General features: G+C 59.0%; 31 protein-coding genes. 24 read left to right on the top strand and 7 right to left on the bottom strand.

The window, feature by feature from the left end:
• Positions 1-76: 76 nt before the first annotated feature.
• From EH31_RS06525 to EH31_RS06455, 15 genes are all read left to right on the top strand, one after another.
• Positions 77-1,030, top strand: coding sequence for a heme o synthase (locus EH31_RS06525; protein ID WP_034959276.1), 954 nt, complete (start codon positions 77-79; stop codon positions 1,028-1,030).
• A complete protein-coding gene (locus tag EH31_RS18055; protein ID WP_034959275.1) occupies positions 1,027-1,152 on the top strand; it encodes a hypothetical protein in 126 nt (41 codons plus the stop codon). The genes EH31_RS06525 and EH31_RS18055 overlap by 4 nt, the downstream gene beginning before the upstream one ends.
• 61 nt (positions 1,153-1,213) lie before the next feature.
• Positions 1,214-1,780, top strand: coding sequence for a cytochrome c oxidase assembly protein (locus EH31_RS06515; protein ID WP_051699050.1), 567 nt, complete (start codon positions 1,214-1,216; stop codon positions 1,778-1,780).
• Between the two features lie 30 nt (positions 1,781-1,810).
• The gene (locus EH31_RS06510; protein WP_034959272.1) at positions 1,811-2,692 is read left to right on the top strand and encodes a cytochrome c oxidase subunit 3; all 882 of its coding nucleotides are present in this window, start codon (positions 1,811-1,813) and stop codon (positions 2,690-2,692) included.
• Complete coding sequence (locus tag EH31_RS06505; protein WP_081853269.1) at positions 2,692-3,072, top strand: DUF983 domain-containing protein; 381 nt, start codon at positions 2,692-2,694, stop codon at positions 3,070-3,072. The genes EH31_RS06510 and EH31_RS06505 overlap by 1 nt, the downstream gene beginning before the upstream one ends.
• Complete coding sequence (locus EH31_RS06500) at positions 3,069-3,641, top strand: SURF1 family cytochrome oxidase biogenesis protein (RefSeq protein ID WP_034959271.1); 573 nt, start codon at positions 3,069-3,071, stop codon at positions 3,639-3,641. The genes EH31_RS06505 and EH31_RS06500 overlap by 4 nt, the downstream gene beginning before the upstream one ends.
• Positions 3,642-3,784: 143 nt before the next feature.
• The gene (gene thrC, locus EH31_RS06495) at positions 3,785-5,200 is read left to right on the top strand and encodes a threonine synthase (RefSeq protein WP_034959270.1); all 1,416 of its coding nucleotides are present in this window, start codon (positions 3,785-3,787) and stop codon (positions 5,198-5,200) included.
• The gene (locus EH31_RS06490) at positions 5,200-6,108 is read left to right on the top strand and encodes a class I SAM-dependent methyltransferase (protein WP_034959268.1); all 909 of its coding nucleotides are present in this window, start codon (positions 5,200-5,202) and stop codon (positions 6,106-6,108) included. The genes thrC and EH31_RS06490 overlap by 1 nt, the downstream gene beginning before the upstream one ends.
• Positions 6,105-6,533 carry a SecDF P1 head subdomain-containing protein gene (locus EH31_RS06485; protein WP_034959266.1) on the top strand — a complete coding sequence of 143 codons (429 nt, stop codon included), beginning with the start codon at positions 6,105-6,107 and terminating at the stop codon, positions 6,531-6,533. Before EH31_RS06490 ends, EH31_RS06485 begins: the two co-directional genes overlap by 4 nt.
• Positions 6,530-6,907, top strand: coding sequence for a dihydroneopterin aldolase (locus EH31_RS06480; RefSeq protein WP_034959265.1), 378 nt, complete (start codon positions 6,530-6,532; stop codon positions 6,905-6,907). Before EH31_RS06485 ends, EH31_RS06480 begins: the two co-directional genes overlap by 4 nt.
• Positions 6,908-6,910: 3 nt before the next feature.
• A complete protein-coding gene (locus EH31_RS06475) occupies positions 6,911-7,222 on the top strand; it encodes a Rossmann fold domain-containing protein (RefSeq protein ID WP_051699030.1) in 312 nt (103 codons plus the stop codon).
• Positions 7,215-8,264 (top strand): GTP 3',8-cyclase MoaA, encoded by a 1,050-nt coding sequence (moaA, locus tag EH31_RS06470; RefSeq protein WP_051699029.1) that lies wholly within the window; start codon positions 7,215-7,217, stop codon positions 8,262-8,264. Before EH31_RS06475 ends, moaA begins: the two co-directional genes overlap by 8 nt.
• Before the next feature lie 6 nt (positions 8,265-8,270).
• Entirely contained in the window at positions 8,271-8,513 is a 243-nt protein-coding gene (locus EH31_RS06465) for a MoaD/ThiS family protein (RefSeq protein WP_034959264.1), read from the top strand.
• 6 nt (positions 8,514-8,519) lie between these two features.
• Positions 8,520-9,035, top strand: coding sequence for a molybdenum cofactor biosynthesis protein MoaE (locus EH31_RS06460; RefSeq protein WP_034959263.1), 516 nt, complete (start codon positions 8,520-8,522; stop codon positions 9,033-9,035).
• A gap of 86 nt (positions 9,036-9,121) precedes the next feature.
• The gene (locus tag EH31_RS06455; protein ID WP_034959262.1) at positions 9,122-9,550 is read left to right on the top strand and encodes a hypothetical protein; all 429 of its coding nucleotides are present in this window, start codon (positions 9,122-9,124) and stop codon (positions 9,548-9,550) included.
• Positions 9,551-9,660: 110 nt separating this feature from the next.
• Here EH31_RS06455 and EH31_RS06450 read toward each other — a convergent pair whose 3' ends face one another.
• Both EH31_RS06450 and EH31_RS06445 read right to left on the bottom strand, forming a co-directional pair.
• Positions 9,661-10,350, bottom strand: a complete 690-nt coding sequence (locus EH31_RS06450) for a Crp/Fnr family transcriptional regulator (RefSeq protein WP_034959260.1) — start codon at positions 10,348-10,350, stop codon at positions 9,661-9,663.
• Complete coding sequence (locus EH31_RS06445; protein ID WP_034959259.1) at positions 10,347-10,826, bottom strand: hypothetical protein; 480 nt, start codon at positions 10,824-10,826, stop codon at positions 10,347-10,349. Before EH31_RS06445 ends, EH31_RS06450 begins: the two co-directional genes overlap by 4 nt.
• A gap of 280 nt (positions 10,827-11,106) precedes the next feature.
• Between EH31_RS06445 and rplU the strand changes: the two genes are divergently transcribed.
• From rplU to EH31_RS06425, 4 genes are all read left to right on the top strand, one after another.
• Complete coding sequence (rplU, locus tag EH31_RS06440; RefSeq protein WP_034959258.1) at positions 11,107-11,604, top strand: 50S ribosomal protein L21; 498 nt, start codon at positions 11,107-11,109, stop codon at positions 11,602-11,604.
• 12 nt (positions 11,605-11,616) lie between these two features.
• Positions 11,617-11,886 carry a 50S ribosomal protein L27 gene (gene rpmA / locus EH31_RS06435; protein ID WP_034959257.1) on the top strand — a complete coding sequence of 90 codons (270 nt, stop codon included), beginning with the start codon at positions 11,617-11,619 and terminating at the stop codon, positions 11,884-11,886.
• Positions 11,887-12,128: 242 nt separating this feature from the next.
• Positions 12,129-12,692, top strand: coding sequence for a GNAT family N-acetyltransferase (locus tag EH31_RS06430; RefSeq protein WP_034959256.1), 564 nt, complete (start codon positions 12,129-12,131; stop codon positions 12,690-12,692).
• An 88-nt stretch (positions 12,693-12,780) separates the two neighbouring features.
• Positions 12,781-13,392: a TetR/AcrR family transcriptional regulator gene (locus EH31_RS06425; protein WP_034959254.1), complete on the top strand. Its 612-nt coding sequence runs from the start codon at positions 12,781-12,783 to the stop codon at positions 13,390-13,392.
• Here the strand turns inward: EH31_RS06425 and ygfZ are convergent.
• The gene (gene ygfZ / locus EH31_RS06420) at positions 13,382-14,110 is read right to left on the bottom strand and encodes a CAF17-like 4Fe-4S cluster assembly/insertion protein YgfZ (RefSeq protein WP_034959253.1); all 729 of its coding nucleotides are present in this window, start codon (positions 14,108-14,110) and stop codon (positions 13,382-13,384) included. The genes EH31_RS06425 and ygfZ overlap by 11 nt on opposite strands.
• Positions 14,107-14,994, bottom strand: coding sequence for an ATP-grasp domain-containing protein (locus EH31_RS06415; RefSeq protein ID WP_034959252.1), 888 nt, complete (start codon positions 14,992-14,994; stop codon positions 14,107-14,109). Before EH31_RS06415 ends, ygfZ begins: the two co-directional genes overlap by 4 nt.
• 68 nt (positions 14,995-15,062) lie before the next feature.
• Here EH31_RS06415 and pyrC point away from each other — a divergent pair, with 68 nt between their 5' ends.
• The gene (pyrC, locus tag EH31_RS06410) at positions 15,063-16,100 is read left to right on the top strand and encodes a dihydroorotase (protein ID WP_034959251.1); all 1,038 of its coding nucleotides are present in this window, start codon (positions 15,063-15,065) and stop codon (positions 16,098-16,100) included.
• On the opposite strand, the gene rarD is transcribed toward pyrC, so the two are convergent.
• Positions 16,097-17,008, bottom strand: coding sequence for an EamA family transporter RarD (rarD, locus tag EH31_RS06405; RefSeq protein WP_034959250.1), 912 nt, complete (start codon positions 17,006-17,008; stop codon positions 16,097-16,099). The genes pyrC and rarD overlap by 4 nt on opposite strands.
• A gap of 399 nt (positions 17,009-17,407) precedes the next feature.
• Here rarD and EH31_RS06400 point away from each other — a divergent pair, with 399 nt between their 5' ends.
• Complete coding sequence (locus EH31_RS06400; RefSeq protein ID WP_034959249.1) at positions 17,408-18,190, top strand: hypothetical protein; 783 nt, start codon at positions 17,408-17,410, stop codon at positions 18,188-18,190.
• A gap of 43 nt (positions 18,191-18,233) precedes the next feature.
• On the opposite strand, the gene astD is transcribed toward EH31_RS06400, so the two are convergent.
• Together astD and EH31_RS06390 are read right to left on the bottom strand one after the other, a co-directional pair.
• Positions 18,234-19,652 carry a succinylglutamate-semialdehyde dehydrogenase gene (gene astD / locus EH31_RS06395; protein ID WP_034959248.1) on the bottom strand — a complete coding sequence of 473 codons (1,419 nt, stop codon included), beginning with the start codon at positions 19,650-19,652 and terminating at the stop codon, positions 18,234-18,236.
• Positions 19,653-19,760: 108 nt separating this feature from the next.
• Positions 19,761-21,200 carry a protein adenylyltransferase SelO family protein gene (locus EH31_RS06390; RefSeq protein ID WP_034959246.1) on the bottom strand — a complete coding sequence of 480 codons (1,440 nt, stop codon included), beginning with the start codon at positions 21,198-21,200 and terminating at the stop codon, positions 19,761-19,763.
• 70 nt (positions 21,201-21,270) lie between these two features.
• On the opposite strand from EH31_RS06390, the gene EH31_RS06385 reads away from it, so the two are divergent.
• The 3 genes from EH31_RS06385 (at position 21,271) to EH31_RS06375 (ending at position 24,270) form a co-directional block, all read left to right on the top strand.
• On the top strand, positions 21,271-22,134 hold the full coding sequence (locus tag EH31_RS06385; protein WP_034959245.1) for an alpha/beta fold hydrolase: 864 nt from the start codon (positions 21,271-21,273) through the stop codon (positions 22,132-22,134).
• 13 nt (positions 22,135-22,147) lie between these two features.
• A complete protein-coding gene (locus EH31_RS06380; protein ID WP_034959244.1) occupies positions 22,148-23,344 on the top strand; it encodes a glycosyltransferase in 1,197 nt (398 codons plus the stop codon).
• Positions 23,345-23,496: 152 nt separating this feature from the next.
• On the top strand, positions 23,497-24,270 hold the full coding sequence (locus EH31_RS06375) for a tetratricopeptide repeat protein (protein WP_034959243.1): 774 nt from the start codon (positions 23,497-23,499) through the stop codon (positions 24,268-24,270).
• The last annotated feature ends 60 nt before the right edge of the window (positions 24,271-24,330 follow it).

Below are 24,330 nucleotides of genomic sequence, written 5' to 3'. Positions count from 1 at the left end.
AGGGGGAGGGCGCACCAATGCGGAGCGCCCTCTTCGCACACAAGAGAAAGGGCCGATTGGCCGCGTGCAACAAGACATGACCGCAACGACAACTCCAACTGCGATGATGCCGACAGAGTGGCGCGATTTCTTCGCGCTTACGAAGCCGCGCGTTATGACGCTTGTGGTGTTTACCGCGATCTGTGGTCTTCTGGCGGCGCCTGGCTCTATTCACCCGGTCCTCGGCTTTACTGCTGTGCTCGCGATTGCGATGGGGGCAGGGGGTTCTGCCGTTATCAACCAGTGGTGGGAAGCGGACCTTGATGCCGGGATGAAGCGGACCAAGGATCGCCCCCTTCCCGGTGGCCGTATGCGCCGCGAGGATGCGCGCGATTTCGGAATGTTCCTCTCGGGCGTATCGGTCATGTTGATGGGGGTTGCGATTGGCTGGCTCGCAGCAGGCCTGCTGTTTGCAGCGATCATTTATTACGCCGTCATCTACACCATGTGGCTAAAGCCGCGCACGCCTCAGAACATTGTCATTGGTGGCGGTGCTGGCGCGTTTCCTCCGCTGATTGGCTGGGTCGCTGTCACCGGTGAACTGACCGCGATGCCGATCTTGCTTTTCGCGATCATCTTCATGTGGACGCCGCCGCATTTCTGGGCGCTGGCTCTGTTTGTGAAGACCGATTACGCCAATGTCGGCATTCCGATGATGCCGGTTGTGCGCGGTGAGAAATCGACCCGCCACCAAATCCTTGCCTACACTGTGCTTCTCGCACCTGTGGCGGTTGCACCGTGGCTGATCGGTGGGACTAGCTGGGTTTATGGCTCGGTTTCCGTTGCGTTGTCGGTGCTTTTCTTTGCGCTTGCATGGCCCGTTGGTCTTCGCACCCGCGCCGAAAGCGATCCGATGAAACAGGAAATTCTCCTGTTCAAATTCAGCATCGCCTACCTCTTTGTCCTGTTTGCCGCATTGGTCGCTGACCGCGTGCTTTATGCCCAAGGGATCATCGGGACCGGTTTGTTTGGTGGAGGCATTTTTGCATGACACCTGATGATAAAGACGAATTCAAGCGCCGTCAGAATGCGCGCAATTGGGTAGTGGGCGGTACGCTCCTGTTCTTTGCGGTGTTGTTCTACGCCATCACCATCGTCCGGATCGGAGACTGACCCGGTGAGTGCGACCACGATCCTCGACCAGGAAACCGCGCGCAGGAACGCTCAGACCGGCATGATCGCCATTCTGGGCGCGCTTGCGATGCTGGGTTTGGGGTATGCCGCCGTTCCGCTTTACGATCTGTTTTGCCGGGTTACGGGTTTTGCGGGCACCACGCAGGTTGCAACCGAGGCTGAGGCGAATGCAGCGGCAACCGCTATTGGCACAACGCGCGACATCTCGATCCGGTTCGACGCCTCATTGGCGCGCGATATGCCGTGGGACTTTCGCCCGACCCAAAGCACGGACATAGTGCGCATCGGGCAGCGCGACATCGCGACCTATGTGGCTAAGAACAACACGGACAAGCCGATCACCGGCACTGCGACTTTCAACGTCGAGCCGTGGCAGGCAGGCGCGTACTTCAACAAAATCCAATGCTTTTGCTTTACCGAGCAGACCTTGCAGCCCGGCGAGGAAGTGACCATGCCGGTGCTCTATTTTATCGACCCGGCGATCCTCGAAGACGACACCATCGCCGATGTTGAGCAAATCACGCTTTCCTACACTTTTCACCGCGCGAAGGAGCCTGTAGAAACAGCTCCAGATCGCCAAAAATCATCATCAGACCAAGCATCCTAAGGGACGGGCCAAGAGGACAGGGACAATACCATGGCTGGCAATGTAAACCACGACTATCACATTCTGGAGCCCGATATCTGGCCGCTCGTCGGCTCGTTTTCGGCGTTGACTTTCACCAGCGGCATGGTGCTCAGCTTCTACCCTGAGCAATTTGGTGCGGCCTCCAACATTGTGATCTGGGCAGGTCTTGCCGGTCTTATCGCAACGTTCTTCTTCTGGTTCCGCAATGTCACCATGGAAGCGCAAGCAGGCGACCACACACCAGTGGTTCAACTGCATATGCGCTACGGCATGATCCTGTTTATCGCCTCTGAGGTGATGTTCTTTGTTGGGTGGTTCTGGAGCTTCTTCGACTTTGCGCTGTTCCCCGATCCGCTCGCATATGACGCAGCGGCAGGGACGACCACCGCGCTCAATACGCTGGTTGGCGGCACTGAGATGCCAAAGGGTGAATTCATCCCGCAAGGCATGGAAGTGCTCGATCCGTTCAGCCTCCCGCTTCTCAACACGCTTATCCTGCTATGCTCTGGCACCACGGTGACATGGGCGCACCACTCGCTGATCCACGGTGACCGCGAAGGTCTGAAGCAAGGTCTTTGGGCGACGATCGCCCTTGGCGCCCTGTTCAGCGGCGTCCAGGCGTATGAGTACGGCGTTGCCCCATTTGGCTTTGGCGGAAACACCTATTCCAGCGCCTTCTACATGGCGACCGGCTTCCACGGTTTCCACGTTTTGATCGGGACGATCTTCCTCGCAGTGTGCTTGTACCGCGCCTACATCGGCCACTTTACTTCGCGCCAGCACTTCGGCTTTGAAGCCGCTGCATGGTATTGGCACTTCGTCGACGTGGTGTGGCTGTTCCTCTTTATCGCCGTCTATGTATGGGGCGGTTGGGGCGCCCAATACCACTGATGAGTGGGCCCACCGGCCCTGAAAACACCAAAGGGCAGTCCGGTCTCTTCCGGGCTGCCCTTTTGGGTTTATGCCCCAAATGCAGCGAGCCAACCTTGTTCGAAGCGCCCGCTCGCGTGGCGATAGAGTGTTCGGGATGCGGGCTCGCTTTCGGCAAGTATGAGCGCGGCGGACGGGTGAGCGGATTGTTCACTGTGGTGATCGCAATCATACTTATCATGATCGCCGTCGCGATTGAGAGCGCTTTTCGCCCGCCCCTGTGGTTGCAGGCTGCCTTTTGGGCTCCGGTGACGGTGGGCGCGGTGATTTACAGCCTTCGTCTGTTTAAGACCGTGCTGCTTTATGCCGCTTTTGAAAATGCCAAGGACACATCCGAATGATCCGCCAATTGCCCGTTATTCCAACGATCCTTGTGGTCGCAGCAGCCGGTGTGATGGTGTGGCTGGGGTTCTGGCAGTTGGGTAGGGCCGAGGAGAAGGCAGAGCTGATTGAGCGGTACTCCCAAGCAGGCACCCAGTCGGCTGAATTTCCCGATGCCGGGACGGGTGAGGACGTGTGGTTTCGCCGCAGCTCGGTTGATTGCACCGAGATAGTCAGCCGCGATCCGGTGTCTGGAACCGCCGCAAACGGGGCAAAGGGCTGGGCCATGCGCGTTGTGTGCAAGGCCAAGAGCGAGGGCGATGATGCGGGCGTCATGGTTGATTTGGGCTTCACCCGCGACCTGAACGCGTTTGAATGGGAAGGCGGAATGGTCGAAGGCGTTATCGCTCCGGGGCCACGCCTTGTGGCCGATCCGCCGGTTGCTGACCTTTACCCGCTTGCAAAGCCCAATCCGGGTGATCTGCCCAACAACCACCTCGCTTATGCTGGCCAATGGTTCTTCTTCGCGCTGACGGCGCTGGTGATCTATTTCTTTGCGGTGCGTTCGAAGCTGAAGCGGCGGGATTAGGCCCACCCCCAACCCCTCCCGCAAGCGGGAGGGGAGCGAGACTTGCCGAACCGATAGGTGAGGCTTAGTCGCTAGCCGAGGTGGGCAAGGTGGTCGCTAGGCGCTTGCCCCAAGGCGCTGCCAGCGCTAACCGCACCTGCAATATGCAATACATATCCACCAGAGGCTCCGCGCCCCAAGACAAAAACATGGCGCTCGATTTTGAAGGCGCAACGCTCGCAGGGCTCGCCAGCGATGGCGGCTTGTACCTCCCTGCGCAGTGGCCGCGTTTCAGCGAAGACGACATTCGCGCCATGCGAGGGCTTCCCTATCCGGAGCTCGCCGCGCGGATTATGGCGCCCTTTGTCGCAGGCTCGCTGACCGATGATGAGCTGGGTCAGCTGTGCCAAGAGGTTTACGGCGATTTTGGTCATGCGGCGGTCACGCCTCTGGTGCAATTGAATGAACAGCACTGGCTGCTTGAACTCTTCCATGGGCCCACGCTGGCATTCAAAGATGTGGCGCTGCAAATGCTGGGCCGCTTGTTTGAGACGTTTCTTGAACGGCGCGGCGAGCACCTCACCATCGTTGGCGCGACCAGTGGTGACACAGGCTCTGCCGCAATCCGCGCGGTCGCAGGGCTTGAGCGAGTTGAGATTTTCATGCTCCACCCGCGCGGCAAAGTCTCCGACGTACAGCGCCGCCAGATGACCACCGTGCGCGCGCCCAATGTGCACAATCTCGCGATTGAGGGCAGCTTCGACGATGCACAGGCCCATGTGAAGGCGATGTTTGCTGATGCAAGCGTCACCAAAACGCTCAACCTTGGCGCGGTCAATTCGATCAACTGGGCGCGGTTGATGGCGCAGGTTGTGTACTATTTCTACGCCGGGCTCCAGCTGGGCGCACCGGACCGTGCAGCCGCCTACAGCGTACCGACGGGCAATTTCGGCGATATCTTCGCAGGCTATGTCGCAAGCAAAATGGGCCTTCCCATTGAGCAATTGATCGTCGCGACGAACGTCAACGACATCCTCCACCGCGCCCTGAAAGATGGCGATTACTCCACCGGCACCACCACGCCGACAATCACCCCGTCGATGGACATTCAGGTCAGCTCCAATTTCGAGCGGCTCCTGTTCGATGTGGGCGGGCGCGACGGTCACGCGATGGCAGAGCAAATGCGCGCCTTTGAAAAATCCAGGGCGATGCAGCTCACCAATAGCCAGCGCGAAGGAGCGTCTGCCCTGTTCACCAGCGGCCGCGCCGATCAGGAAGAGACAACCCGCGCTCTGCAATGGGCTTATCGCAATTGCGGGCAAGTGATCGACCCGCACACAGGCGTTGGCCTTCACGCAGCGCAAAACGCTGATATTGGAGCCGATGTTCCTATCGTCACGCTTGCGACCGCACACCCGGCGAAATTCCCTGACGCGGTTGAGCGTGCGACCGGCGTTCGCCCGGCATTGCCAGCCCGTGTCGGAGACCTCTTTGGCCGCGAGGAAGCGATGGTCGAAATCGGCGGCGACTATGAAGCGGCCCGCGACTTCGTCCTCTCCAACGCCAGCGCGTCTGCCTGATGGCTACCCTCATCCAGCAACCGCTGGTGATGGAATGCACTGGCTGGGACGCCTACAGGCTCCTCGACAGCGGGGCAGGGCGCAAGTTTGAGGCGTTTGGCCCATACGCCTTTATCCGCCCCGAACCCCAGGCCATGTGGCAACCACGCCTTCCCAACTGGGATGCGGCGGGCGAATTTGTGCCGGGCTCGGACGAGGATGGCGGGGGGCGCTGGAATTTGTCGCCCGAAGTTCCCGACGGATGGGAGCTCCAATGGAATGACGTGCGCTTTACCGCGCAGCCGACGCCGTTTCGCCACCTCCAATTCTTTCCTGATATGGCGCCCGTGTGGGATTGGATGCGCGACCAACTGGGCGCTCGCAAAGACGCAGAAACGCTCAATATGTTCGGATACACCGGGCTTGGTACCTTGGCGCTTTCCGACCACGGCCGCGTCACCCATGTGGATGCGTCCAAGAAATCCGTCGCACAGGCCCGCGAGAACGCCGCGCTTTCCGGGATGGAGGATCGCCCGATCCGTTGGCTGGTCGATGATGCGGCGAAATTCACCGCCCGCGAGGTCCGCAGAGAGCGCCGCTATGATGGCATCATCCTTGACCCCCCAAAATTCGGGCGCGGTCCAAAGCAGGAAACATGGCGCATTGAAGAGGGGCTTCCCGGCCTTATCGGCGATTGCGCAAAGCTGCTCGATGACAAAAGCGCCTTTCTCTTCCTCACCGTTTACGCAGTGCGTATGAGCAGCCTTGCGATTGCGGGTCTGCTCGAAGAAGCGCTCGCGCATCTTCCCGGCAAAATCGAGCACGGCGATCTGGCTGTGCGCGAAGAGGCCCTTCGACAGGCTCAGGATGATCGGAACGGACGGCTTTTGCCAACAGCGATCTTTGCACGGTGGAGCAATCCGGGATGATGTTGGTGTTACCGCTTGCGCCTTTTCTGATGTTCGAGACGCCGTTCATGGCGCAAAGCGATGCGCAGCCGATTGTTTTTCGTATCCCGTCCGAAGAACCCGGACCTCCACTTTCGAGCTTCGAAATCTGCTTTGATAAGGTTGAAAGGGTCCAGATCGGCACCTTGTATGGCTATGGCAATCTGAGCATGACAATCGTTTTGAATGACGTCGGAGCCAAGGAGCTTGCCGAGGCGACGATAGCGAATGCCGGAAAAAAGGCCGAGGTTGTGCAAGGCGATGACGTTATCGTCAGCCCAATTATCAATGAGCCTCTTCTGGCGGGTAGTTTTGAAATAAGCGGCCTTGAGACGATTGAACACGCTGAGCAATTGCGGCAAGCGCTGCTTGGCCGCTGTCCACCTGCGAAAGACGAAACCGAATGAACGATTCGCTCATCCTCGAAGTTGCCGACCTCGAAGTGAATGTCCTCACCGGCATTTATTCCGAGGAAACCGGCAAGCCCCAACCGCTTCGCATTACGGTGCAGGCGCGTTACGACATTGCGGACCGCTATGATCCCGATACGCCGCTGGATGCGTCCAAAAATTACATGGATTTGAAGCACGCCGCGTCCGAAGGCCTGCCCAAGGGTGTTCATTTCAAGCTGATCGAGGCAGTGGGCGACCACATTTGCGAAACGCTGTTTGTGCAGGATGCGCGCGTTCAGGCGGTGACGGTGAAGATCGTGAAGCTCGCCATTGCCGAAGCGGGTGAGAAGATCGGCATCACCCTCCACCGCGAACGGCCCGCTCAATAAACGATGACACTGGCGCAATATCACGTCTCTGATTTGCCCGAGGGACCGCTTCAGGCGAGCGCCGTGTTTTTCGCCGGGCATTTGGACGCGGTGAGAGAAGCTATGGGCAAAGGCGACCTTGTGATTGTTCTTCCGCCCGCTGGCCCCGACCACACAGATTGGCGCCAATCTCTGGCGCGCGATTTGGCCCGTGATGCAGCGCCCACCCGCGTCAATGTGATCGGGGCAGGGGATGAGACGCAATGCCGCGCGCTGATCGGCTATTTGGCAGGTGCAAAAGGCGTCACGGGGCATTACGCTCAGACCCATGACTGAGGTAGGCACCAGGCAGCGCGACATTCTGAAGCTCGCCAATGAAGGCGCGCCTCTGATCGATACTTTTGGCCGCGCGATCACCTATCTGCGGCTGTCTGTGACGGACCGCTGCGACCTTCGCTGCACCTATTGCATGCCAGAACGCATGACCTTCCTGCCCAAGCGCGAAGTGCTCTCGCTTGAGGAACTGTATGACCTTGCGACCGGCTTTATCGCGCGCGGAGTAACCAAGTTGCGTATCACCGGGGGCGAGCCCTTGGTGCGGCGCGATATTATTGACTTGTTCACGGCCCTTGGGCGGCATCTTGAGGGGGGCGGGCTGAAAGAGTTGACGCTTACCACCAATGCGACGCAATTGGCAGGCCATGCCCAAGGCCTATACAAAGCGGGCGTGCGGCGGGTGAATATCTCATTGGATACGCTCGACCGGGCGCGGTTTGCAGAGCTCACCCGGCGCGATGCTTTGCCTCAAGTGCTTGATGGGATCAGGGCGGCGAAGGACGCAGGGCTGCGCGTTAAACTGAACGCAGTGGCGCTCAAAGGCGTGAACGAGGACGAGCTTCCCGACCTTATCGCTTGGGCTCATGGGGAGGCTTGCGAGGTGACGCTGATCGAAGTCATGCCGCTGGGCGATGTGGAGGAGGAACGCCTCGACCAATATCTCCCGCTCAGCGATGTACGGGCACGCTTGGAGGAGCGGTGGACGCTCACCGACAACGGCGCCAATACCGGTGGCCCCGCGCGCTATGTCGATGTGGCAGAGACGGGCGGTCGCCTTGGTCTGATCACGCCGCACACCAACAATTTCTGCGATGGTTGCAACCGGTTGCGGGTGACGGCGACGGGTCAGCTTTACCCCTGCCTTGGCGGAGGAGAGCGCGTGGACCTGCGCGCCGCGCTTCGTTCCGATGATCCGCAAGGGCAATTGGCGGCGGCACTGGATAAGACCATGCTTATCAAGCCCGAACGCCACCATTTCCGCATGGATGAGCGCGGCGCAGCTCCCCATTTGCCGCGCCATATGTCGATGACGGGGGGCTAAGCGAAAATGGCAGTCACAATCCTGTTTCTGGGGCCGCTTGCCGATATGGCCGGAGCCGAGAGTAAAGACGTCGAAGCGCCGCTTGATTGGGCGGGGCTGCTGGAGGTGGTCGGCTCAGACGTAGCTGACCAACTCACCCAAGAGCGCGTTAACATCGCCTGCGATGGCCGCGTGCTTGCCGACAAGACCGCGCTCAACGCCAAGGACGGCGATGAGGTCGCCCTACTTCCGCCTGTGAGCGGGGGCTAGGCAGGTGTGAAGGACGTCCGCCTCCTCACCGAGCCATTCATCCCCGGCGCGTTTGTCGGCCCGTTCACACAGGCAAACCCCGGTCTTGGCGGGGTCTGCACATTCGTTGGCGAGGTACGGCCCAATAAAGACGGGCAAGGCGAGGGACAAGGCGAGGGCCAAGGCGAGGGCCAAGGCACCAAAGATGATTGGGGCGTTGAGGCGCTCGAACTCTCCCACTACGAACCGCTAACTCTGCCGGGAATGGAGGCCCTCGCTGATGAGGCTATCGCACGGTTTGACCTTATGGGCCTTCTCATGGTCCACCGGGTGGGCAAGCTGCGCGTGGGCGAGCCCATTGTGCTTGTATCGGCTGCTGCCCGTCACCGCCGAGGCGCAATTGATGCGGTCGATTTTTGCATGGACCATTTGAAAGCCGCTGCATGGTTCTGGAAACGCGAGAAACGCGCCGATGGCTGGCACTGGATTGAGCCGCGCGAGGATGACTATGCCGATCTGGCGCGTTGGGATAAGGGGCCCTGACCCTAAAAAACCGGGCTAGTTTGATCTGGGTCAAGGTACGCCTTTTCGCGCCCCGCTAATTCTCCTTTCAACAAAGGAGATCAGCAGTGAGCAAGCAAATCCAAACGCAAATCGAGCAAGGCAAGGCCCGCATCGTTGCAGCGCCCGCCGCTAAAAATGCGCCTGTCGTAGATCGCAGCTTTGGCCTTCCCAACAGGCTCTATCTCGTCACTGTTGGCGCTTACCTTGGCTTTATCGCGATTATGGCGATTGCCTTCATCAACCCGGTTCTGGTTATCCCGATGGTGATCTTTGCAGGCTTTATCATCGCAGCGTTCGGCGTGCCGGCCATCTTCACACAGCTCAAAGGCAATGACAGCAAGGCCATGACCTGGGGCGAATTTGAAAACAAAGGGATCATGACCAACACCGGCCCACTCGCACCGGCAGAAGCTGCGATTCAAGTGCTGGTTTTGCCAATTTTGCTAGTGTTCTGGGGGATTGCCGCAGTGACTATTGCCGCCATCGTGTCGTGAGCACACCTTTGGCGAAAGTCTAAGTGGCAGAATTTGGAGGCGAAATTGGGGGCGAAACTGATGGTGCAAGCCAAGCGGGATCGTTTTGCCCCAAGGGCGTCGGCGGGATCCTATCGGCCTGAAATATCCCTCAACAGCGCGGGGTCGGCAATGTCGATCCCGCGCTTTCCTTTGCGCGCAATCGCTCCCATTTCTTCAAGCTCGCCCAGCTTGCGGCTGACGGTTTCAATCGTCAGACCCAGCATATTGGCGATTTCCCCACGGGTGAGAGGAAGTTCAAAATGGCTCGCGATGTGGCATGAGGCATCGCTTGCGGCGCTCGCAAAATCGTGGAGCAGGGCGGCAAGCCGGGCTTCGGCTGTGGCGTGCGCGGTCAGTTCCAACAGGTTGCGGGTCGCAAGTAAGTCTTCTTGAGAGCGTTTCAGCAGGGCGCGCGCGAGAGCAGGGTAATCGTCGATTGCACGCTCGATATCCTTGCGCGCAAAAGTGCACAGCTGGCTTTCTGTCAAAGCGACCACATCGTGATGGGCAAAGGGGCTGAACAATTCACCGATAAACCCGGCCGGGTGCACCAGGCTCAAAATCTGCTCATTGCCTTCTGCATCGAAGGCACTGATCTTGAGCGCGCCTGAAACAAGCGTAGCGCACGCCGCTTCATCATCGCCCGCTGCAAACAGCATCTCACCGCGTTTGAGGACCCGCGTCCGGCCCGCTGCTGCCAAAGCGTCGCGTTCTTCCTCGCTCAAAACGGCGCAGGCTGCGGATTCTTTTACCGGGCAAGTGGCGCACATCTGGTTCATTGTTTCATGGCCTCATTAAGCGAATCGAGAGCGGCGTCTTGCTGCGTGATCATTCTCAGGACTGCGTTCTGGAAATCGCGAATTTCCCGTGTGCGTTCAAACCCGGTGGCCGCGTTCACTTCCAACAGGTCGAGGTCCGAGAGCGCAAGCGCGGTCTGTGATCGCAGCGAGGTTAGCGTCGCAAAGCCAACAAGCGCGCGCGCGCGCCTGTCGTTTTCCCGGCTAAGGCCCCGCGATGCAGAGACAAGAGCGCGAACCTCGGGTTGCATCGCTGTAAAGCGTGCATGGGCATCGCTTGCGCGTTTGAACGGCGCGTCGAGTGTTTCGGGGTTAATTGTCCCTGTGGCGGCGTTCTGGTCCGTTGGTGCGGGCTCGAAACTGCCCTGCACCCGCTCCGCATCGCGCACGGCAAGCGAAGGGTAACGCCCATCAGCCGAAGCGCATCCTGCAAGCGAGAACCCTATGAGGGTGGCCATACAAAAATGGGGACGGCAAAGAATTGCGAGAGTGTGTTTCATGATCCTGCCCGTGCTCTACCACGCACAAAGCGCTGCGCAAATACGCTGCAAACCTGCAATTTGTAGTATTTTCGATGAAAAGGAGCGTTGACTCAAACGCCCCGTTCCCTTACCGGCACGCTTCCTTCTGGCGCGGCTTTTCCGGCTGCGCTTTTCCAAACGCTGTGTTTGGGTGGTCCGGTGGGCGTGAAAGTTTCGCTCCTGATCGGACAGTTTAAAGAAACGAGAGTATTTAGCCATGTTCGCGATAGTGCGCACTGGCGGCAAGCAATATCGGGTTGCCGCTGGAGACAAAATTGCCGTTGAAAAGCTCGCCGGAGAAGCCGGTGACACCATCACTTTGGGCGACGTTCTGCTCGCTGGCGAAGGCGACACTGTTGCTGACGCAAGCAAAGTGACCGTTTCGGCAGAGATCATTGCTCAAGCCAAGAGCGAAAAGGTTGTCGTTTTCAAAAAGCGTCGCCGTCACAACTACCGCCGCAAGGCTGGTCACCGTCAGCAAATGACGCTTCTGCGCATCACTGATGTTGGCGCTGGCGCTAAGAAGGCTCCTGCCAAGAAAGCGGCTGCTCCTAAGAAGGACGCAGACACCGAAGCAAAAGCAGCGCCAGCCAAGAAGGCTCCGGCAAAGAAAGCAGCTCCAAAGGCAGCAGCTGAGAAAAAGCCAGCTGCGAAGAAAGCGCCCGCCAAAAAGGCACCGGCAAAAACAGCGGCTCCTAAGGCCGACAAGAAGTAAGGATCAGGACCGATGGCACATAAAAAAGCAGGTGGTTCATCACGTAACGGTCGCGACTCAGTTGGTCGCCGCCTTGGTGTGAAAAAGTTCGGTAGCGAGGCTGTCGTCGCCGGCAATATCCTCGTGCGTCAGCGCGGCACCAAATTCTATCCGGGCGAGAACGTGGGTATGGGCAAAGACCACACCCTATTTGCGCTCGAGCATGGCGTGGTCCGATTCCACACCGGTAAGCAAGCTCGCAAATACGTGTCTGTCGACGCCATTGCGGAAGCGGCTGAATAAGCGGACGGTTCAAAAAAAGGATCGTCCACCCGAAAGGGAACTGGGGCGGTCCTGGCCGATGAAACATTCGGCACTCTAGAGGGAGAAGGGCCACCCCGATTACGGGGAGCCCAACTCCCTCTTGTCGTTTCTCCCTCTCGAGTTTTTGGCGCACTTCACCGGATTTGGCTGGTCAGGTGCAAACAATCTGTCATCTAGGTCGCTTAGGGGCGACCTTGTCTGGCAAGAGAGGAAACGAACCCGTGTTCCATCGCAGCGAACGTTTATTGCTGAGACCGATTTGGCCCGAAGATTGGCAAGCCGTCTATGGCGGCATTGCGGATGAAGGTGTCGTACGCAATCTTGCCCGCGCGCCCTGGCCATATTCAAAGCAAGACGCGCGCGATTTTGCCTCGCGCGTACCTGCGCCCAACGAACCGCGTTTTCTGATCACGACGGCGTGCAATGGACATGTTGTGGGCTGTATTGGCCTTGATGCTCATGTCTCTGATTCTTCTGGCCGTGAATATCCCGGCGCGGTCGAGATCGGCTATTGGATCGCGCGCCAGCATTGGGGCAAAGGCTTTGCCACAGAGGCGGGCAGGGCTGTGCTCTCTATCGCTGAAGCACTTGGCTATCCGCGCGTTTACGGCTCGCACTTTCTCGACAATCCGGCGTCGGGCACGGTGCTTCGAAAGCTTGGTTTCGAGCCCACTGGCCGCGTGATTGAGCGCCATTCGTGTGGCCGGGGCGAGGCCGCGATGACAGCGGAATATGCGCTTGAGCTTGCAACTGCATCTGGCAATTCGGACAGTAAGGCCGCCTGATTAGAGCTCCCCTGTATGCTCCCCTGTATGCTCAACGCGCCACGCTGCGCCTTGAGCGTGCAGGGGAATTCCCCTAGATCGTTTGACGATGACTGGTCGCAAACGATTAAGCCCTGAAGAATCCCGCAAATCTGCCCTAGAGGCGGCGCGCGCTTTGTTGATCGAAACCGGACCGCAATCGGTGACGCTAAAGGCTGTGGCCTCGCGCATCGGGCGCACACACGCCAATTTGCTCCACCATTTCGGTTCGGCATCCGGTCTGCAAAAGGCGCTGGCCGAGCATTTGGCCAAGACAGTGTGCGAGACGATCATTGAGGCTGTCCGGGCAAGCCGCGCAGGCCTCGGATCGGCGCGCGAGGTGGTGGACCTCGCCTTTGATGCCTTCGACCGCGAAGGGGCGGGCGCGCTCACATCATGGATGCTGCTGACGGGCAATGAGGATGCGCTCAATCCGATTATCAGCACAATCCACGAGTTGGTCGACGAGATCGCGCCCGAAGAAGCTCAGCATCATGCGGACGACCCGTTGCATGTTCACAAGGACACGCTCAGCCTCGTGCTGCTGGCGCTGGGAGATGCGTTGATCGGGGCGGCTTTGGCAAAGTCTCTGGGCCTGCCGCGCGATGCGGCCCGCGACCGGGCGTCGGCCAATCTGGAGGCGTCAATGGCTGTCCATTACGGTGAGAAAGCTACTCGCTAATCCCGGCGGCTTGCCATTCGGGTAGGGTGGAGGGGTCAAGGTCGGCAACGCGCAAATGGTCAATCGCCAGGCCAAGCTCTGGATACGCGGCCTTGCGACGTTTCTCTTGTGAATGCTCCAACGGCACCACCACAAGCCGCCGGTTGACCTTCTGCCGCCAGTTCATGCGCGCGGTGTTTTCCTGACCAATATAACAGCCTTTTTCGAAGCTTACGCCCGATAGCTCGACCGCATTGGTTTCGAGCCACAGAATGTCGCCAAGCTCCGCGCTACCTTCGGGCACGCCCAGCGAGAGGCGGTGGGCAAGGTAAAGCTCGTCGGCCGTATCGGCATCGGCAACAGGTGAAATCCAGCGGTACCCCAATGCGGCGAGGCGCGGGTCAGGGGCTGCACCAGCGGCGGGTTCTGGCGACCAATGGACAAAGCGGCTCTCGTCGCGCTCAATCGCGATCTTGCGGCGCAGGCGATAAAGCGAGAGGCGTTTTGCCAAGTCATCGGCCACTGCGGCCTCGCAATCGATGAGGACATCATCACCATCAGCCCACACGAAAAAGTCGAACATGGCCTTGCCTTGCGCCGACAACAGCGCGGCGTAGACGGGCAGATCGCCGCTCACATCATTGGTGACGAGCCCCTGCAGGAAGGCGCGCACATCCTCGCCCGCTTCTTCGGCGTGCATCCGAATAAGCTTGCGTGATTTCAGCCAGGTGGCGCTCATAAATCCAGTTCCTTCGCAATCGCTTGGGCAAGGCTTTCACCCATATTGGGCCCTTGCTCAGGATAGAGATAGGGTTCGATAAGCTCGGCTTCCATGACCATCAGCTTTGCATCCTCCCCTTCGAGCATATCAATGCGCGCATAAAGCGGAGGCGCAAAGGGCAGAGCCTCGATGATCGCAGCGGCTTGAGCGATTTCTTGCGCGCTTGGTTCATGGGTGACCTCGCGGCCGCCATAAAGCGATTGGATGCGATAATCGCCGTCCTTGGGCAGCTTTTGCACGCAGTGGCTGAACACGCCGCCAAAGAACAGGAAGCTGAGTTCGCCCGACTGCGCAATGGCGGGAAGGAAGGGTTGCACCATGGCTTTGTGGGTGTAGCGCCAATCATCAGAGACTTGGCCCCGCTCCAGCATTTCCTGCCCTTCCGCGCCTGCGCCAATCTGGCGTTTGACCACCAGTTTATCGCAGCCAAATTGATCCATCGCCGCCGCTGCATCATCAGCGGTCAGCGCATCAAGCCAAAGCGTCGGGATCGTGCGGGCGCCCCTTTGCTCCAACTCGCCAAGATAGGTCTTGCGGATGTTCCAACGCGCGACTTCGGGTGAATTGCAAACCGTGATGCCGGTCTTCGCAAGCGCCTCAAGCTTTGTCAGAAACGCATCAACCTTGTCCCAGTAATTCCATGAAGAACCGATCATCACGAGGTCCACGTCTGCAAACGCCTCCATCGGCGCTTCCCAGTCGATGACCTTGAATGTCCAACCTCGTCTGGCAAAAGCGGGCGTAATCGCTTCGACCATAAGGTCGTGTTCAAACGCGTCTTCGCGCCGGTTTTGGGAGCCGGGAAGGGTGGTCTCGCAGGCGAGGAATCCGATAGTGGTCATGGATGAGCGCTTTAAGCGCGTGAATGAAAGGTGGAAAGCCCCCGCGCACCCCGTTATGCGCTTGACCTATGACTGACACTATCACGATCCGCCGCCCCGATGATTGGCACCTCCATTTCCGCGATGGAGACGTGATGCGCGGCGTTGTACCTTACACCGCTCGCCAATTTGGCCGGGCGATTGTGATGCCTAACCTCACCCCGCCTGTGACAACCGCGCAAATGGCAGCCGATTACCGCGACCGGATTGTGGCAGCTGTGCCCAAGGGCGTGGATTTTGAACCATTGATGGTTTGTTATCTCACCGATGACACCGACGCAGACGATCTGGTGCGCGGAGCCAAGGAGGGCGTTTTCACCGCCGCCAAACTCTACCCCGCCAATGCCACCACCAATTCAGCCCATGGCGTCACCGATGTGCGCAAGATTTACCCGGTGCTCCAGCGGATGAGCGATGAGGGCATCGTCTTTTGCATCCACGGCGAAGTGACCAGCCCCGACATTGATGTCTTCGACCGCGAGGCCGAATTTATCGAGCGGTATTTGCGCGATATCGTCGCCAATTTCCCCGATCTCAAGATTGTGTTTGAACACATCACCACCAGCGATGCGGTCGACTTTGTGCTCGAGTCCGGACCCAATGTGGGCGCGACAATCACCCCGCAGCATCTCCATATCAATCGCAATGCGATGCTGGTGGGCGGTATTCAGCCGCATAATTACTGCCTGCCTGTGGCCAAGCGCGAGACGCACCGATTGGCGCTTCGCAAGGCGGCGACATCGGGGAGCCCTAAGTTCTTCCTTGGCACCGATTCAGCGCCGCATTTCAAACACGACAAGGAAAGCTCATGCGGCTGTGCAGGGATTTTCGGCGCGCCTTATGCGCTCGAAAGCTATCTCACCGTGTTCGATGAAGAGGGCGCACTCGACAAGTTTGAAGGCTTCGCCTCGCTTCACGGTCCGGCCTTTTACGGCCTGCCGGTGCATGAAGAGACCGTAACCCTCGAACGCACGCAAGTGGACGTACCCGAAGAATTGGCTCTGGCTGGCTCTTCAATCGTCCCGTGGCACGGCGGCCAGACCATTGGCTGGAAATTTGTGGGCTAAGCTCGCGCCAGCCTTGCCTTGCGGGTCCGCCACAAGAGGTCCGCGACAAAGATCGCAATCGCTGTCCAGATGAGCAGGAAGCTGCCAAGCTGAACGGTGCGCAATTGCTGACCGAAGATGAAGAGCCCTTGCAAGAACACCAGTGTAGGCGCGAGAAACTGGATAAAGCCAAGCGTCGAATAGGGCATACGCCGCGCCGCAATCGCAAACAGCAGAAGCGGGACAGCCGTCACCACGCCAGAGATGACGAGCAGCCCGCTGACTTGCAAATCGCGGCCAAAAGCGGAGCCTTCAGGCGTAAAGCCGTACCAAAGGACAATGCCAACAGCGACGGGAACAAGTATCATCGTTTCAATCGTGAGGCCCGGCAAGGCGCCTACATCCAACTGTTTGCGCACAACGCCATAAAGGCCAAAGCTCATCGCAAGAGTAAGGCTGATCCATAGCGTGGTGATCGCGCCTGCTGACAAGATCGCCACGGCCAATGCGGCAATCGCGACGGCTAGCCACTGCAGTTTGCTGAGGCGCTCTCCCAACAAAAGCGTGCCCAAAAGCACGTTCAGAAGCGGGTTCAGATAATAGCCAAGGCTGGCGGCATAGACCTGATTTTGCATGATCGCCCAGGTGTAGACGAACCAATTGATCGCAATAAGGATCGCGCTCGCCAAAAGGGCAAGCATCATGCGCGGGGCGGCGAATGCGCGGGCAATTTCGCCAAACTGGCGGCGGAACGCGACGATGATAAGGCACAAGGGCAGCGTCCAGATGATCCGCCAGCCTACAAACTCGACCGGCGGCACGCTGGAAAAAAGCATGATGTAGACCGGTAAGATACCCCAGATCGTATAAGCGCCAAGCGCTGCGGGCAGGCCGGATGGCTGTTGCTGAGGGGGTGTGTTGTCGGACATGAGAGCTGCCCCCTAAGCGTGCAAAGGACCACGCGCAAGCGACAGTGTTTGCGCCCAAACTCGCGAAAGCTGCCGCTGGCGCTCGCCAAGATGAATGCGAGCTAACCATGTGCTCGCACTTCATTCAGCTTCGCCACCTTAAAGATGAACGCATATTGAGGCGCGCGCCTTGAATATTCCCCCGCGCTCCTCCCATTCTTGGGCCAATTCCACCACCGGCCCGGGCGCGGCAACCACCAGCCGTGGAAGGCGCCTTCATATCCTTTCGGGGTATGAGGGCGTTTTCACGTTCAGGCCGGAAACATGCCGTGCACAAAACAGGGTAAACTGCGCACTCAGGACAGATCTTCAGGATTATACTTAGCCAAAATTAACCATTTGGCTGGCAAAAGGGCAGGCATGACGAACCGCCCAATTCCCACCACATTCTTTAGTGGCTCCCTTTTGAACGGGCCATTTTTCTGCGCCGCACCGTTTCTGGCGCTTGGCGCTCTGACAGCTTGCGGAGAAACGCAGAACGGGATCGCGGGCGAACAGGCGTATTCGAACGCGGTTTTGGCGCAAGACCCCATTCTGGCGCGGGCGCTGAACGATCCGCTTATGACTGACCCTGACCTTGCCTCGCGCAATCAGGCCAATGCGGTGATCGCGTTTCACGACAGCCACCCGTTGCCTCCGATCGGGAAAAATGAAGAGGCAGCATCGCGGGCCCGTGAGGCGGCGCGTCTCCAGTTGCTGAGCGGTGGGCAGGTCGAAAATCTGCCTTTGCCGGTTGAAAGCGAGAACGCCGTATCGCTGGGCGCATTGTCCAATGCAGGCGACATCATCAAGGCGGTGGGAGGCCGCACGGATTGTATCAAGAGCATGGATGCAAGTCTGCTATGGTCGACGCAAATGCCTGAAACTTCTGCCGTAATGCCGCATGGAATGGTGCAACAGGCGGCGGGCGCTGACACCAATCGCTGCGTTGTGCGAGTGGTGCGGTATCACACCCCTGTGGGGGTTCAGGACGCGCTTGAATATCACTTTACCAAAGCATCGCGCGAAGGCTTTATCGTTGAACACATCAAATCGCCAGAAGCCCAGCTTCGCGGCGAATGGCGTGACGAAAGGCTGGAGGTGCATGGGCGCGAAGGGCCGCGCGGTTTGACCGAAGTGGATGTGATCCACTGGATCCGCTAAGCCATTTCAGTGCCGAGGTGCGAGAGCCTCAAAACCCAAACCTCTATTCCTTGACGCCAATCGCGATGCTGGCGCGTGGTTGCTCCATCTCGGTGCTGGCAACAGGATATGCGCAATAATCGGCGGCATAAAAGGCGGAAGGCCGGTGGTTTCCAGAAAGGCCAATTCCGCCAAAGGGTGCCGATGATGACGCGCCATTGGTGGGCCGGTTCCAATTGATGATGCCAGCGCGCGTGTTCGCCCAGAACCGGCCATAGTCATCAGGCGACCCCCCGATAAGCGACGCCGAAAGGCCAAAGCGCGTGTTGTTCGCCTCTGCGATACCAGCGTCCAGATCGGGCACGCGGATGACCTGAAGCAAAGGACCAAACAGTTCAATATCAGGCCGGTCCGGAACATTGGTCGTGTCGATTATGCCGGGTGTTACAAAGGGTTCGTCCGGTTTTATGCGACGCATTGGCAGCAATGGCTTACCCCCTTCCGTCATCAATGCAACGAAGCTGTCGGTGATGCCGTCGGCTGCGGCATTGTCGATCACTGGACCCATAAAGGGTTGAGGATCAGCAAACGGTTCGTCCACCAAAAGCTTGCGCGCAAGCGGCAAAAGTTCGGCCATCAGCTTGTCATACATGCTTTCGACGACAATCAACCGGCGCGCAGCGGTGCAGCGTTGGCCAGAGGTGGTAAACGCGCTTTGCAGGATGAGAGCGCAGGCGTCCTTGATCAGCGGTGTATTGGTCACAACAAGCGGGTTGTTGCCGCCCATTTCCAGCGCGACGATTTTGCCCGGATTGGCCGCAAGCTTGCGATTGATCGCAATCCCTGCCTGAGCAGAGCCTGTGAAAAGCACGCCATCAACGCCGGGGTGCGCAACGAGCGCCTTACCCTCGTCAGGTCCGCCGATCACGACCTGCACCACGTCTTCTGGCATCCCGCAGCGCTTCCAGCATTCAAGCAGGGCCATGGCGACCGCCGGGGTTTTTTCGGACGGTTTGAAGATCACCGTATTGCCCGCGATAAGCGCTGGAACCATGTGGCCGTTAGGCAGGTGGGCTGGGAAATTGTAAGGGCCAAGCACTGACATAACGCCGTGCGGTTTGTGCCTTAACGCCGAAGTGCCCTGCAGCGCGCTGTCGTGCCTGCTGCGCCCGGTGCGTTCGGCATAGGCTTGAACCGAGATATCGACTTTTGCGACCACCGCTTCGACTTCGGTGCGGGCCTCCCACATGGGTTTGCCGGTTTCATTGGCGATAAGGGTTGCGATTTTTTCTGCGTCTGTGCGCACTTCATTGGCAAAGCGGCGGGCAAGCTCGATCCGCTGACCTTGCGCTTTGGCCGCCCACGCAGGCCAGGCGCGGCGCGAGCGGCTGACGGCGTCGTCCACATCATCGATTTCACCACGCCAGATTTCCTCACCCGTTGCCGGAGCGTAGGATACCAGCTCTGTGTCTGCTTTAGCCATCGCTCTTCTTTGTCTTCGTATCTGTGAGCACAAATGTTTCGGGAAAAGTTTTTCGAATCATGTCGGTAACGCCAACATTGTGCAAGTAGTATGAATTTGGCGGTAAGGTTAACTCACCTGTTGTAAAATATGACCTTGCGCGAGTGGAGGGTTGCCGTGCGCCTCTCCCATCCGGCGAAGCGCTGTGACTTTGTTGTGGAGCGGTGCCCAATCATCATCACGGTCAATCGCGGCCCAGATATCCTCAACTTCTTCGATCAGCATGGTTTGGGGGGCATCATCGCTCCAATAATCGTGCGAGCTGTCGGTAAGCGAATAGGATTTTAGCAATTGCGCAAGTTCACCGGTAAGCGGGCTTTGCTGATCGCTTTTGATCCCATTGAGGATTTTGCGCGCTTCGAAGAAAAACGCATCGGGCTGTGCTTTATTGTCGCGCATGGTTTTCTCGCATAGCGAAACCATCTGCGCATCGTGTTCTGCCCCGCGCGGTTCAATACCAAGCCGCCAGCACCATCGCCGCGCGACCGCTTCCATGTAGAGCGGGCCAAACCGTTCCATCGCCGCGATCAGGGGCGCGCTTTCGGACATAAGGCGCAAGGCGATCGCCAATTGCCCGCAATTCCAGTGCAGCGCCTCAGGCTGCCGGCCAAAGGCGTATAGGCCGGAATGGTCGAAATAGGCAGCGGTAAAGCCCGGTTCCCATTCCGGCAGCCAGCGCCACGGGCCATAGTCAAAACTCTCGCCCGTTACATTCATATTGTCGGTGTTGAGCACGCCGTGGACGAACCCTGCGACCATATAGCTTGCGGCGAGGTCCGCGAGGCGTTCGACCACATTGTGGAGCAATATGACCGCCGGATTGTCGCGATCGGGCGCATCTTCTGGTGGTGGGGGACCGGGAAAATGCTCAAGGCAATAGGCCACAAGCGCCTCCATATGGTCGGCTTCCTCATGCGCCATCAGGCGTTGAAACGTGCCGATGCGGATGTGCGAATGCGACAATCGCACCATGACCGCTGAGCGCGTGGGCGAAGGCTCGTCATCGCGCCACAGATTCTCGCCCGTTTCGATGATCGAGAAAGTCTTCGATGTGTTGACGCCAAGGGCTTCGAGCATTTCGGTTGCCAATATCTCGCGCACGCCGCCTTTCAATGTCAGTCGCCCATCGCCCGCTCTTGAAAATGGCGTCGTGCCAGACCCCTTGGTGCCAAGGTCCAACAGGCGGCCATCGCCCCCGCGCATTTGTGCAAACAAAAACCCGCGCCCATCACCGATTTCCGGGTTGTAAACGCGAAACTGGTGGCCGTGATATTTGAGCGCGAGTGGGGAGGGCAGATTGCCTTTAAGCGGGGCAAACCGGCCAAAATGCTGCGCCCATTCCTCATCGCTTAACGTGTCCAGCCCCACGCTGGCCGCTGCCCGGTCATTGCGGAACCGGATTTTCGCCTCAGGGAAATCTGCCGCCTCGACCTTGGCTCCCAGCCAATCGGCAAGGGCATTGATTTTGGGGTCCGGGTGATAGATCGCTGCTTGCGGTTCGTCGCTCATGGGGTGATAGTGGGGGCGAACAAGGCGCGGCGCAAGCGCTGCTTAAACCACAGGAATTTGCAAAGCCTCCATGGCCACACCTTATCAAGACAAAAGCTGGACCAGCGCGGACGGGCTGACCCTATACTTTCGCGATTATGCGGGGCCTCAAGGCTATGATGGTCCTCCGGTGCTGTGTATGCACGGCCTTACCCGCAATTCGCGTGATTTTGCCGAATTGGCACAGCATATCGCCAAAACGCGGCGGGTGATCGTGCCCGAAATGCGCGGCCGGGGGCAAAGCGATTATGCACCCGACAGCTCTACCTATAACCCTGCGCAATATGTCGCCGATGTCGAACTTCTTCTGAAACAAGAGGGGATTGATCGGTTTATCTCCATCGGGACATCGATGGGCGGGTTGATGACGATGATGTTGGCCGCTGCAAAACCGGGGCGGCTTGTCGCGGTGGTGATGAACGATATCGGTCCCCAGATCGAAACCGCGGGCCTTGATCGGATCGGCGGATATGTCGGCCAGGGGCGCAGCTATCCCACATGGATCCACGCCGCGCGCTCAATGGCGTCTGTGCATGGGGAGGCGTTTCCCGGATACGACCTTGAAGCATGGATCGAAATGGCCAAGCGCACCATGGTGGTCAGCCAAAACGGGCGGGTCAGCTATGACTATGACATGGCCATCGCCGAACCGTTCAAACAGCCCGGTAACGCAGCGCCCGCCGATCTGTGGCCCGCGTTCGATGCGCTGAAAGGCGTGCCCATGGTGCTGGTGCGCGGGGCCTTGTCCGACCTTTTGTCGCCCCAAACCGTCGCCGAAATGGGCAAGCGCAACCCCGCCATGACGCAAGTGACTGTGCCAAATGTCGGCCATGCCCCGATGCTCAATGAGCCAGAAGCTTTGAGCGCTATCGAGGCGCTTTTGGCGACGGTGTGACGCGCCTTCCTCGATGACGCAATCGACCCGCCCGCCCAAAGTCCTGCACCTGCATTCGACCTTTGCCGCCGGTGGAAAGGAGCTACGCGCGGTAAGCTTGATGAACGCGTTTGGCGATGCGCTCCATCATACTGTTGTATCTGGGATGCCCCAGCAGATGGCGGCGCGCGGGGCGATTGATCCATCGCTCAAAGTGGATTTTCCCGTTGATTTTCCATCGCTTACCGGGCGGCTGGCTCCGGGAAGGCTCGCCGCTCTGGCTAAAGCGATGAAGCCGTTTGATCTCGTGCTCACCTACAATTGGGGCGCAATGGACGGCGTTCTGGCGCACCGGATATTTGCCAAAGCCATGGGGCTGCCCCCGCTTATCCATCATGAGGATGGCTTTAACGAAGACGAGGCGCATGGTCTTAAATCCAGCCGCAATTGGATGCGCCGGATTGCGCTGCGAACTGCGCGCAGCCTTGTCGTGCCCAGCAGCGTTCTGGAACAGATTGCCCTTCGCGTGTGGAAACAGCCCGCAGCCAAAGTGCACCGCATTGCCAATGGGATCGACACCCAAGCCTTTGCCAATGCGCCCGATCCCTCGTCCTTGCCCTCGTCCTTGCCCTCGTCCTTGCCCTCGTCCTTGCCCTCGTCCTTGCCCTCGTCCTTGCCCTTGCAAAAGCGGGAAGGGGAGCGCTGGGTCGGCACGCTTGCGGGCCTTCGCGCGGTCAAGGGGTTGCCGATGTTGGTGGAGGCTTTTGCGGGCCTTCCCGAAAACTGGCACCTTGTGATCCTTGGCGAAGGGCCGGAGCGGGGTGCCATTGAGGCGGCGGCACAGCGGTTTTCGATCAGCACCCGCGTGCATTTACCCGGCGCACACCCGAACCCTGCGCAGGTCATCGGCCTGTTCGATGTCTTCGCCCTTTCTTCGAAGAGCGAACAATTCCCGCTTAGCGTTGTCGAAGCCATGGCGGCAGGCCTGCCGGTCGCTGCGCCTGATGTGGGCGATGTGAAGGCAATGGTGTCAGACGCAAACCGCCCGTTCATTGTGCCCGCTGGCGGGGCTGAACCCTTGGGGCAGATATTGTCCGATTTTGCCAGTGACGATGGCCTGCGCCGTGAGCTGGGTAAACAAAACCGGGACAAGGCGCGCACCCATTTCGACGCGCAAACCATGACCCAGGCATACCGCGCGCTCTACTGGGGGGCGATGGAAGGGAAGTGATTGGCCCGCACGTCCTTCACCTGTCGTTCAATATGATTCACACAGATTGGCAAAGAATCCGGCGAAGCGCGTGCCCACCATTGCGCGTTAGCCGCGTGCGCCTTAAAGAGCCGCGCTAGAGAAAAACAACTGTAACGAGGAACATCCGCCCCGTGGCGCGTACTCCGACAAAATCCGATAATACCGAAAAGCCCGGCTCACCTGAAAACGGCGCATCGCGCGAGGACGAAATCCTTATGCGCGAAATTGATGAGGCTGTGCGTCAGGACGATACGGTCCAGTTCTTCCAGCAATACGGCGTTGCCCTTGGCGGCGCGGTTGCGCTCATCATTGTGGGCATGTTTGGATATTGGTGGTGGGACAGCACCAGCGAGGCCGGGCTTGAAACGCAGTCGGAAACCATCGTCAGCGCGCTCGACTCCGTCGAAGCGGGCGATTTCGCCGGCGCTGAAGAGAAAGTCGCAGGGCTTGTCGAAGATGGCTCAAGCGGGGCGCGCACCGTTGCCCGCTTCCTTCAGGCAGGCGCAGCCCTTGAACAAGGCGAAGACGCGCGCGCGGTCGAACTGTACGCCGCCGTCGTGGCCGATGCCGAGGCGCCTCAGGCCCTGCGCGACCTGGCGCTTATCCGCGAAATTTCGACCAATTTCGATGACCGCGATCCAGCCGACGTGATCGCGAAGCTCAAAGGCCTTGCTGTGCCGGGCAACGCCTATTTCGGGAGCGCTGGAGAATTGGTCGCGATTGCTCACCTTGAGGCGGGCAACCGCAAGGAAGCGGGCGCGCTCTTTTCCGCAATTGCTCAGGATGAGACCATTCCAGACACGCTGCGCAATCGTTCGCGCCAGATGGCAGGCCTTTTGGGCGTGGACGCGATTGATGATGTTGAAGAATTGCTCGAACAGCAAGGCGGCCCTGCGCCGAATTAAGCAGGGTAAAACCGGGCGGGGTTTGGGGAGCATCCCCCGCTTGGGTAAAGAGAATTGGGA

The organism is Erythrobacter longus (assembly GCF_000715015.1).
In the GTDB taxonomy this organism is placed as follows: domain Bacteria; phylum Pseudomonadota; class Alphaproteobacteria; order Sphingomonadales; family Sphingomonadaceae; genus Erythrobacter; species Erythrobacter longus.
This window is presented reverse-complemented; position numbering and strand designations above follow the sequence as displayed.

Bases quoted from the DNA above. Each gene is read 5' to 3' on its own strand.
- EH31_RS18055 (WP_034959275.1), top strand. From the start codon at position 1,027: ATGACACCTGATGATAAAGACGAATTCAAGCGCCGTCAGAATGCGCGC.
- rpmA (WP_034959257.1), top strand. From the start codon at position 11,617: ATGGCACATAAAAAAGCAGGTGGTTCATCACGTAACGGTCGCGACTCA.
- EH31_RS06390 (WP_034959246.1), bottom strand. From the start codon at position 21,200: ATGAGCGACGAACCGCAAGCAGCGATCTATCACCCGGACCCCAAAATC.
- EH31_RS06525 (WP_034959276.1), top strand. From the start codon at position 77: ATGACCGCAACGACAACTCCAACTGCGATGATGCCGACAGAGTGGCGC.
- thrC (WP_034959270.1), top strand. From the start codon at position 3,785: ATGCAATACATATCCACCAGAGGCTCCGCGCCCCAAGACAAAAACATG.
- EH31_RS06510 (WP_034959272.1), top strand. From the start codon at position 1,811: ATGGCTGGCAATGTAAACCACGACTATCACATTCTGGAGCCCGATATC.
- EH31_RS06475 (WP_051699030.1), top strand. From the start codon at position 6,911: ATGACACTGGCGCAATATCACGTCTCTGATTTGCCCGAGGGACCGCTT.
- EH31_RS06505 (WP_081853269.1), top strand. From the start codon at position 2,692: ATGAGTGGGCCCACCGGCCCTGAAAACACCAAAGGGCAGTCCGGTCTC.
- EH31_RS06485 (WP_034959266.1), top strand. From the start codon at position 6,105: ATGATGTTGGTGTTACCGCTTGCGCCTTTTCTGATGTTCGAGACGCCG.
- EH31_RS06500 (WP_034959271.1), top strand. From the start codon at position 3,069: ATGATCCGCCAATTGCCCGTTATTCCAACGATCCTTGTGGTCGCAGCA.
- astD (WP_034959248.1), bottom strand. From the start codon at position 19,652: ATGGCTAAAGCAGACACAGAGCTGGTATCCTACGCTCCGGCAACGGGT.
- EH31_RS06490 (WP_034959268.1), top strand. From the start codon at position 5,200: ATGGCTACCCTCATCCAGCAACCGCTGGTGATGGAATGCACTGGCTGG.
- rplU (WP_034959258.1), top strand. From the start codon at position 11,107: ATGTTCGCGATAGTGCGCACTGGCGGCAAGCAATATCGGGTTGCCGCT.
- EH31_RS06445 (WP_034959259.1), bottom strand. From the start codon at position 10,826: ATGGCCACCCTCATAGGGTTCTCGCTTGCAGGATGCGCTTCGGCTGAT.
- pyrC (WP_034959251.1), top strand. From the start codon at position 15,063: ATGACTGACACTATCACGATCCGCCGCCCCGATGATTGGCACCTCCAT.
- EH31_RS06465 (WP_034959264.1), top strand. From the start codon at position 8,271: ATGGCAGTCACAATCCTGTTTCTGGGGCCGCTTGCCGATATGGCCGGA.
- EH31_RS06480 (WP_034959265.1), top strand. From the start codon at position 6,530: ATGAACGATTCGCTCATCCTCGAAGTTGCCGACCTCGAAGTGAATGTC.
- EH31_RS06400 (WP_034959249.1), top strand. From the start codon at position 17,408: ATGACGAACCGCCCAATTCCCACCACATTCTTTAGTGGCTCCCTTTTG.
- EH31_RS06450 (WP_034959260.1), bottom strand. From the start codon at position 10,350: ATGAACCAGATGTGCGCCACTTGCCCGGTAAAAGAATCCGCAGCCTGC.
- moaA (WP_051699029.1), top strand. From the start codon at position 7,215: ATGACTGAGGTAGGCACCAGGCAGCGCGACATTCTGAAGCTCGCCAAT.
- EH31_RS06515 (WP_051699050.1), top strand. From the start codon at position 1,214: ATGATCGCCATTCTGGGCGCGCTTGCGATGCTGGGTTTGGGGTATGCC.
- ygfZ (WP_034959253.1), bottom strand. From the start codon at position 14,110: ATGAGCGCCACCTGGCTGAAATCACGCAAGCTTATTCGGATGCACGCC.
- rarD (WP_034959250.1), bottom strand. From the start codon at position 17,008: ATGTCCGACAACACACCCCCTCAGCAACAGCCATCCGGCCTGCCCGCA.
- EH31_RS06380 (WP_034959244.1), top strand. From the start codon at position 22,148: ATGACGCAATCGACCCGCCCGCCCAAAGTCCTGCACCTGCATTCGACC.
- EH31_RS06415 (WP_034959252.1), bottom strand. From the start codon at position 14,994: ATGACCACTATCGGATTCCTCGCCTGCGAGACCACCCTTCCCGGCTCC.
- EH31_RS06425 (WP_034959254.1), top strand. From the start codon at position 12,781: ATGACTGGTCGCAAACGATTAAGCCCTGAAGAATCCCGCAAATCTGCC.
- EH31_RS06385 (WP_034959245.1), top strand. From the start codon at position 21,271: ATGGCCACACCTTATCAAGACAAAAGCTGGACCAGCGCGGACGGGCTG.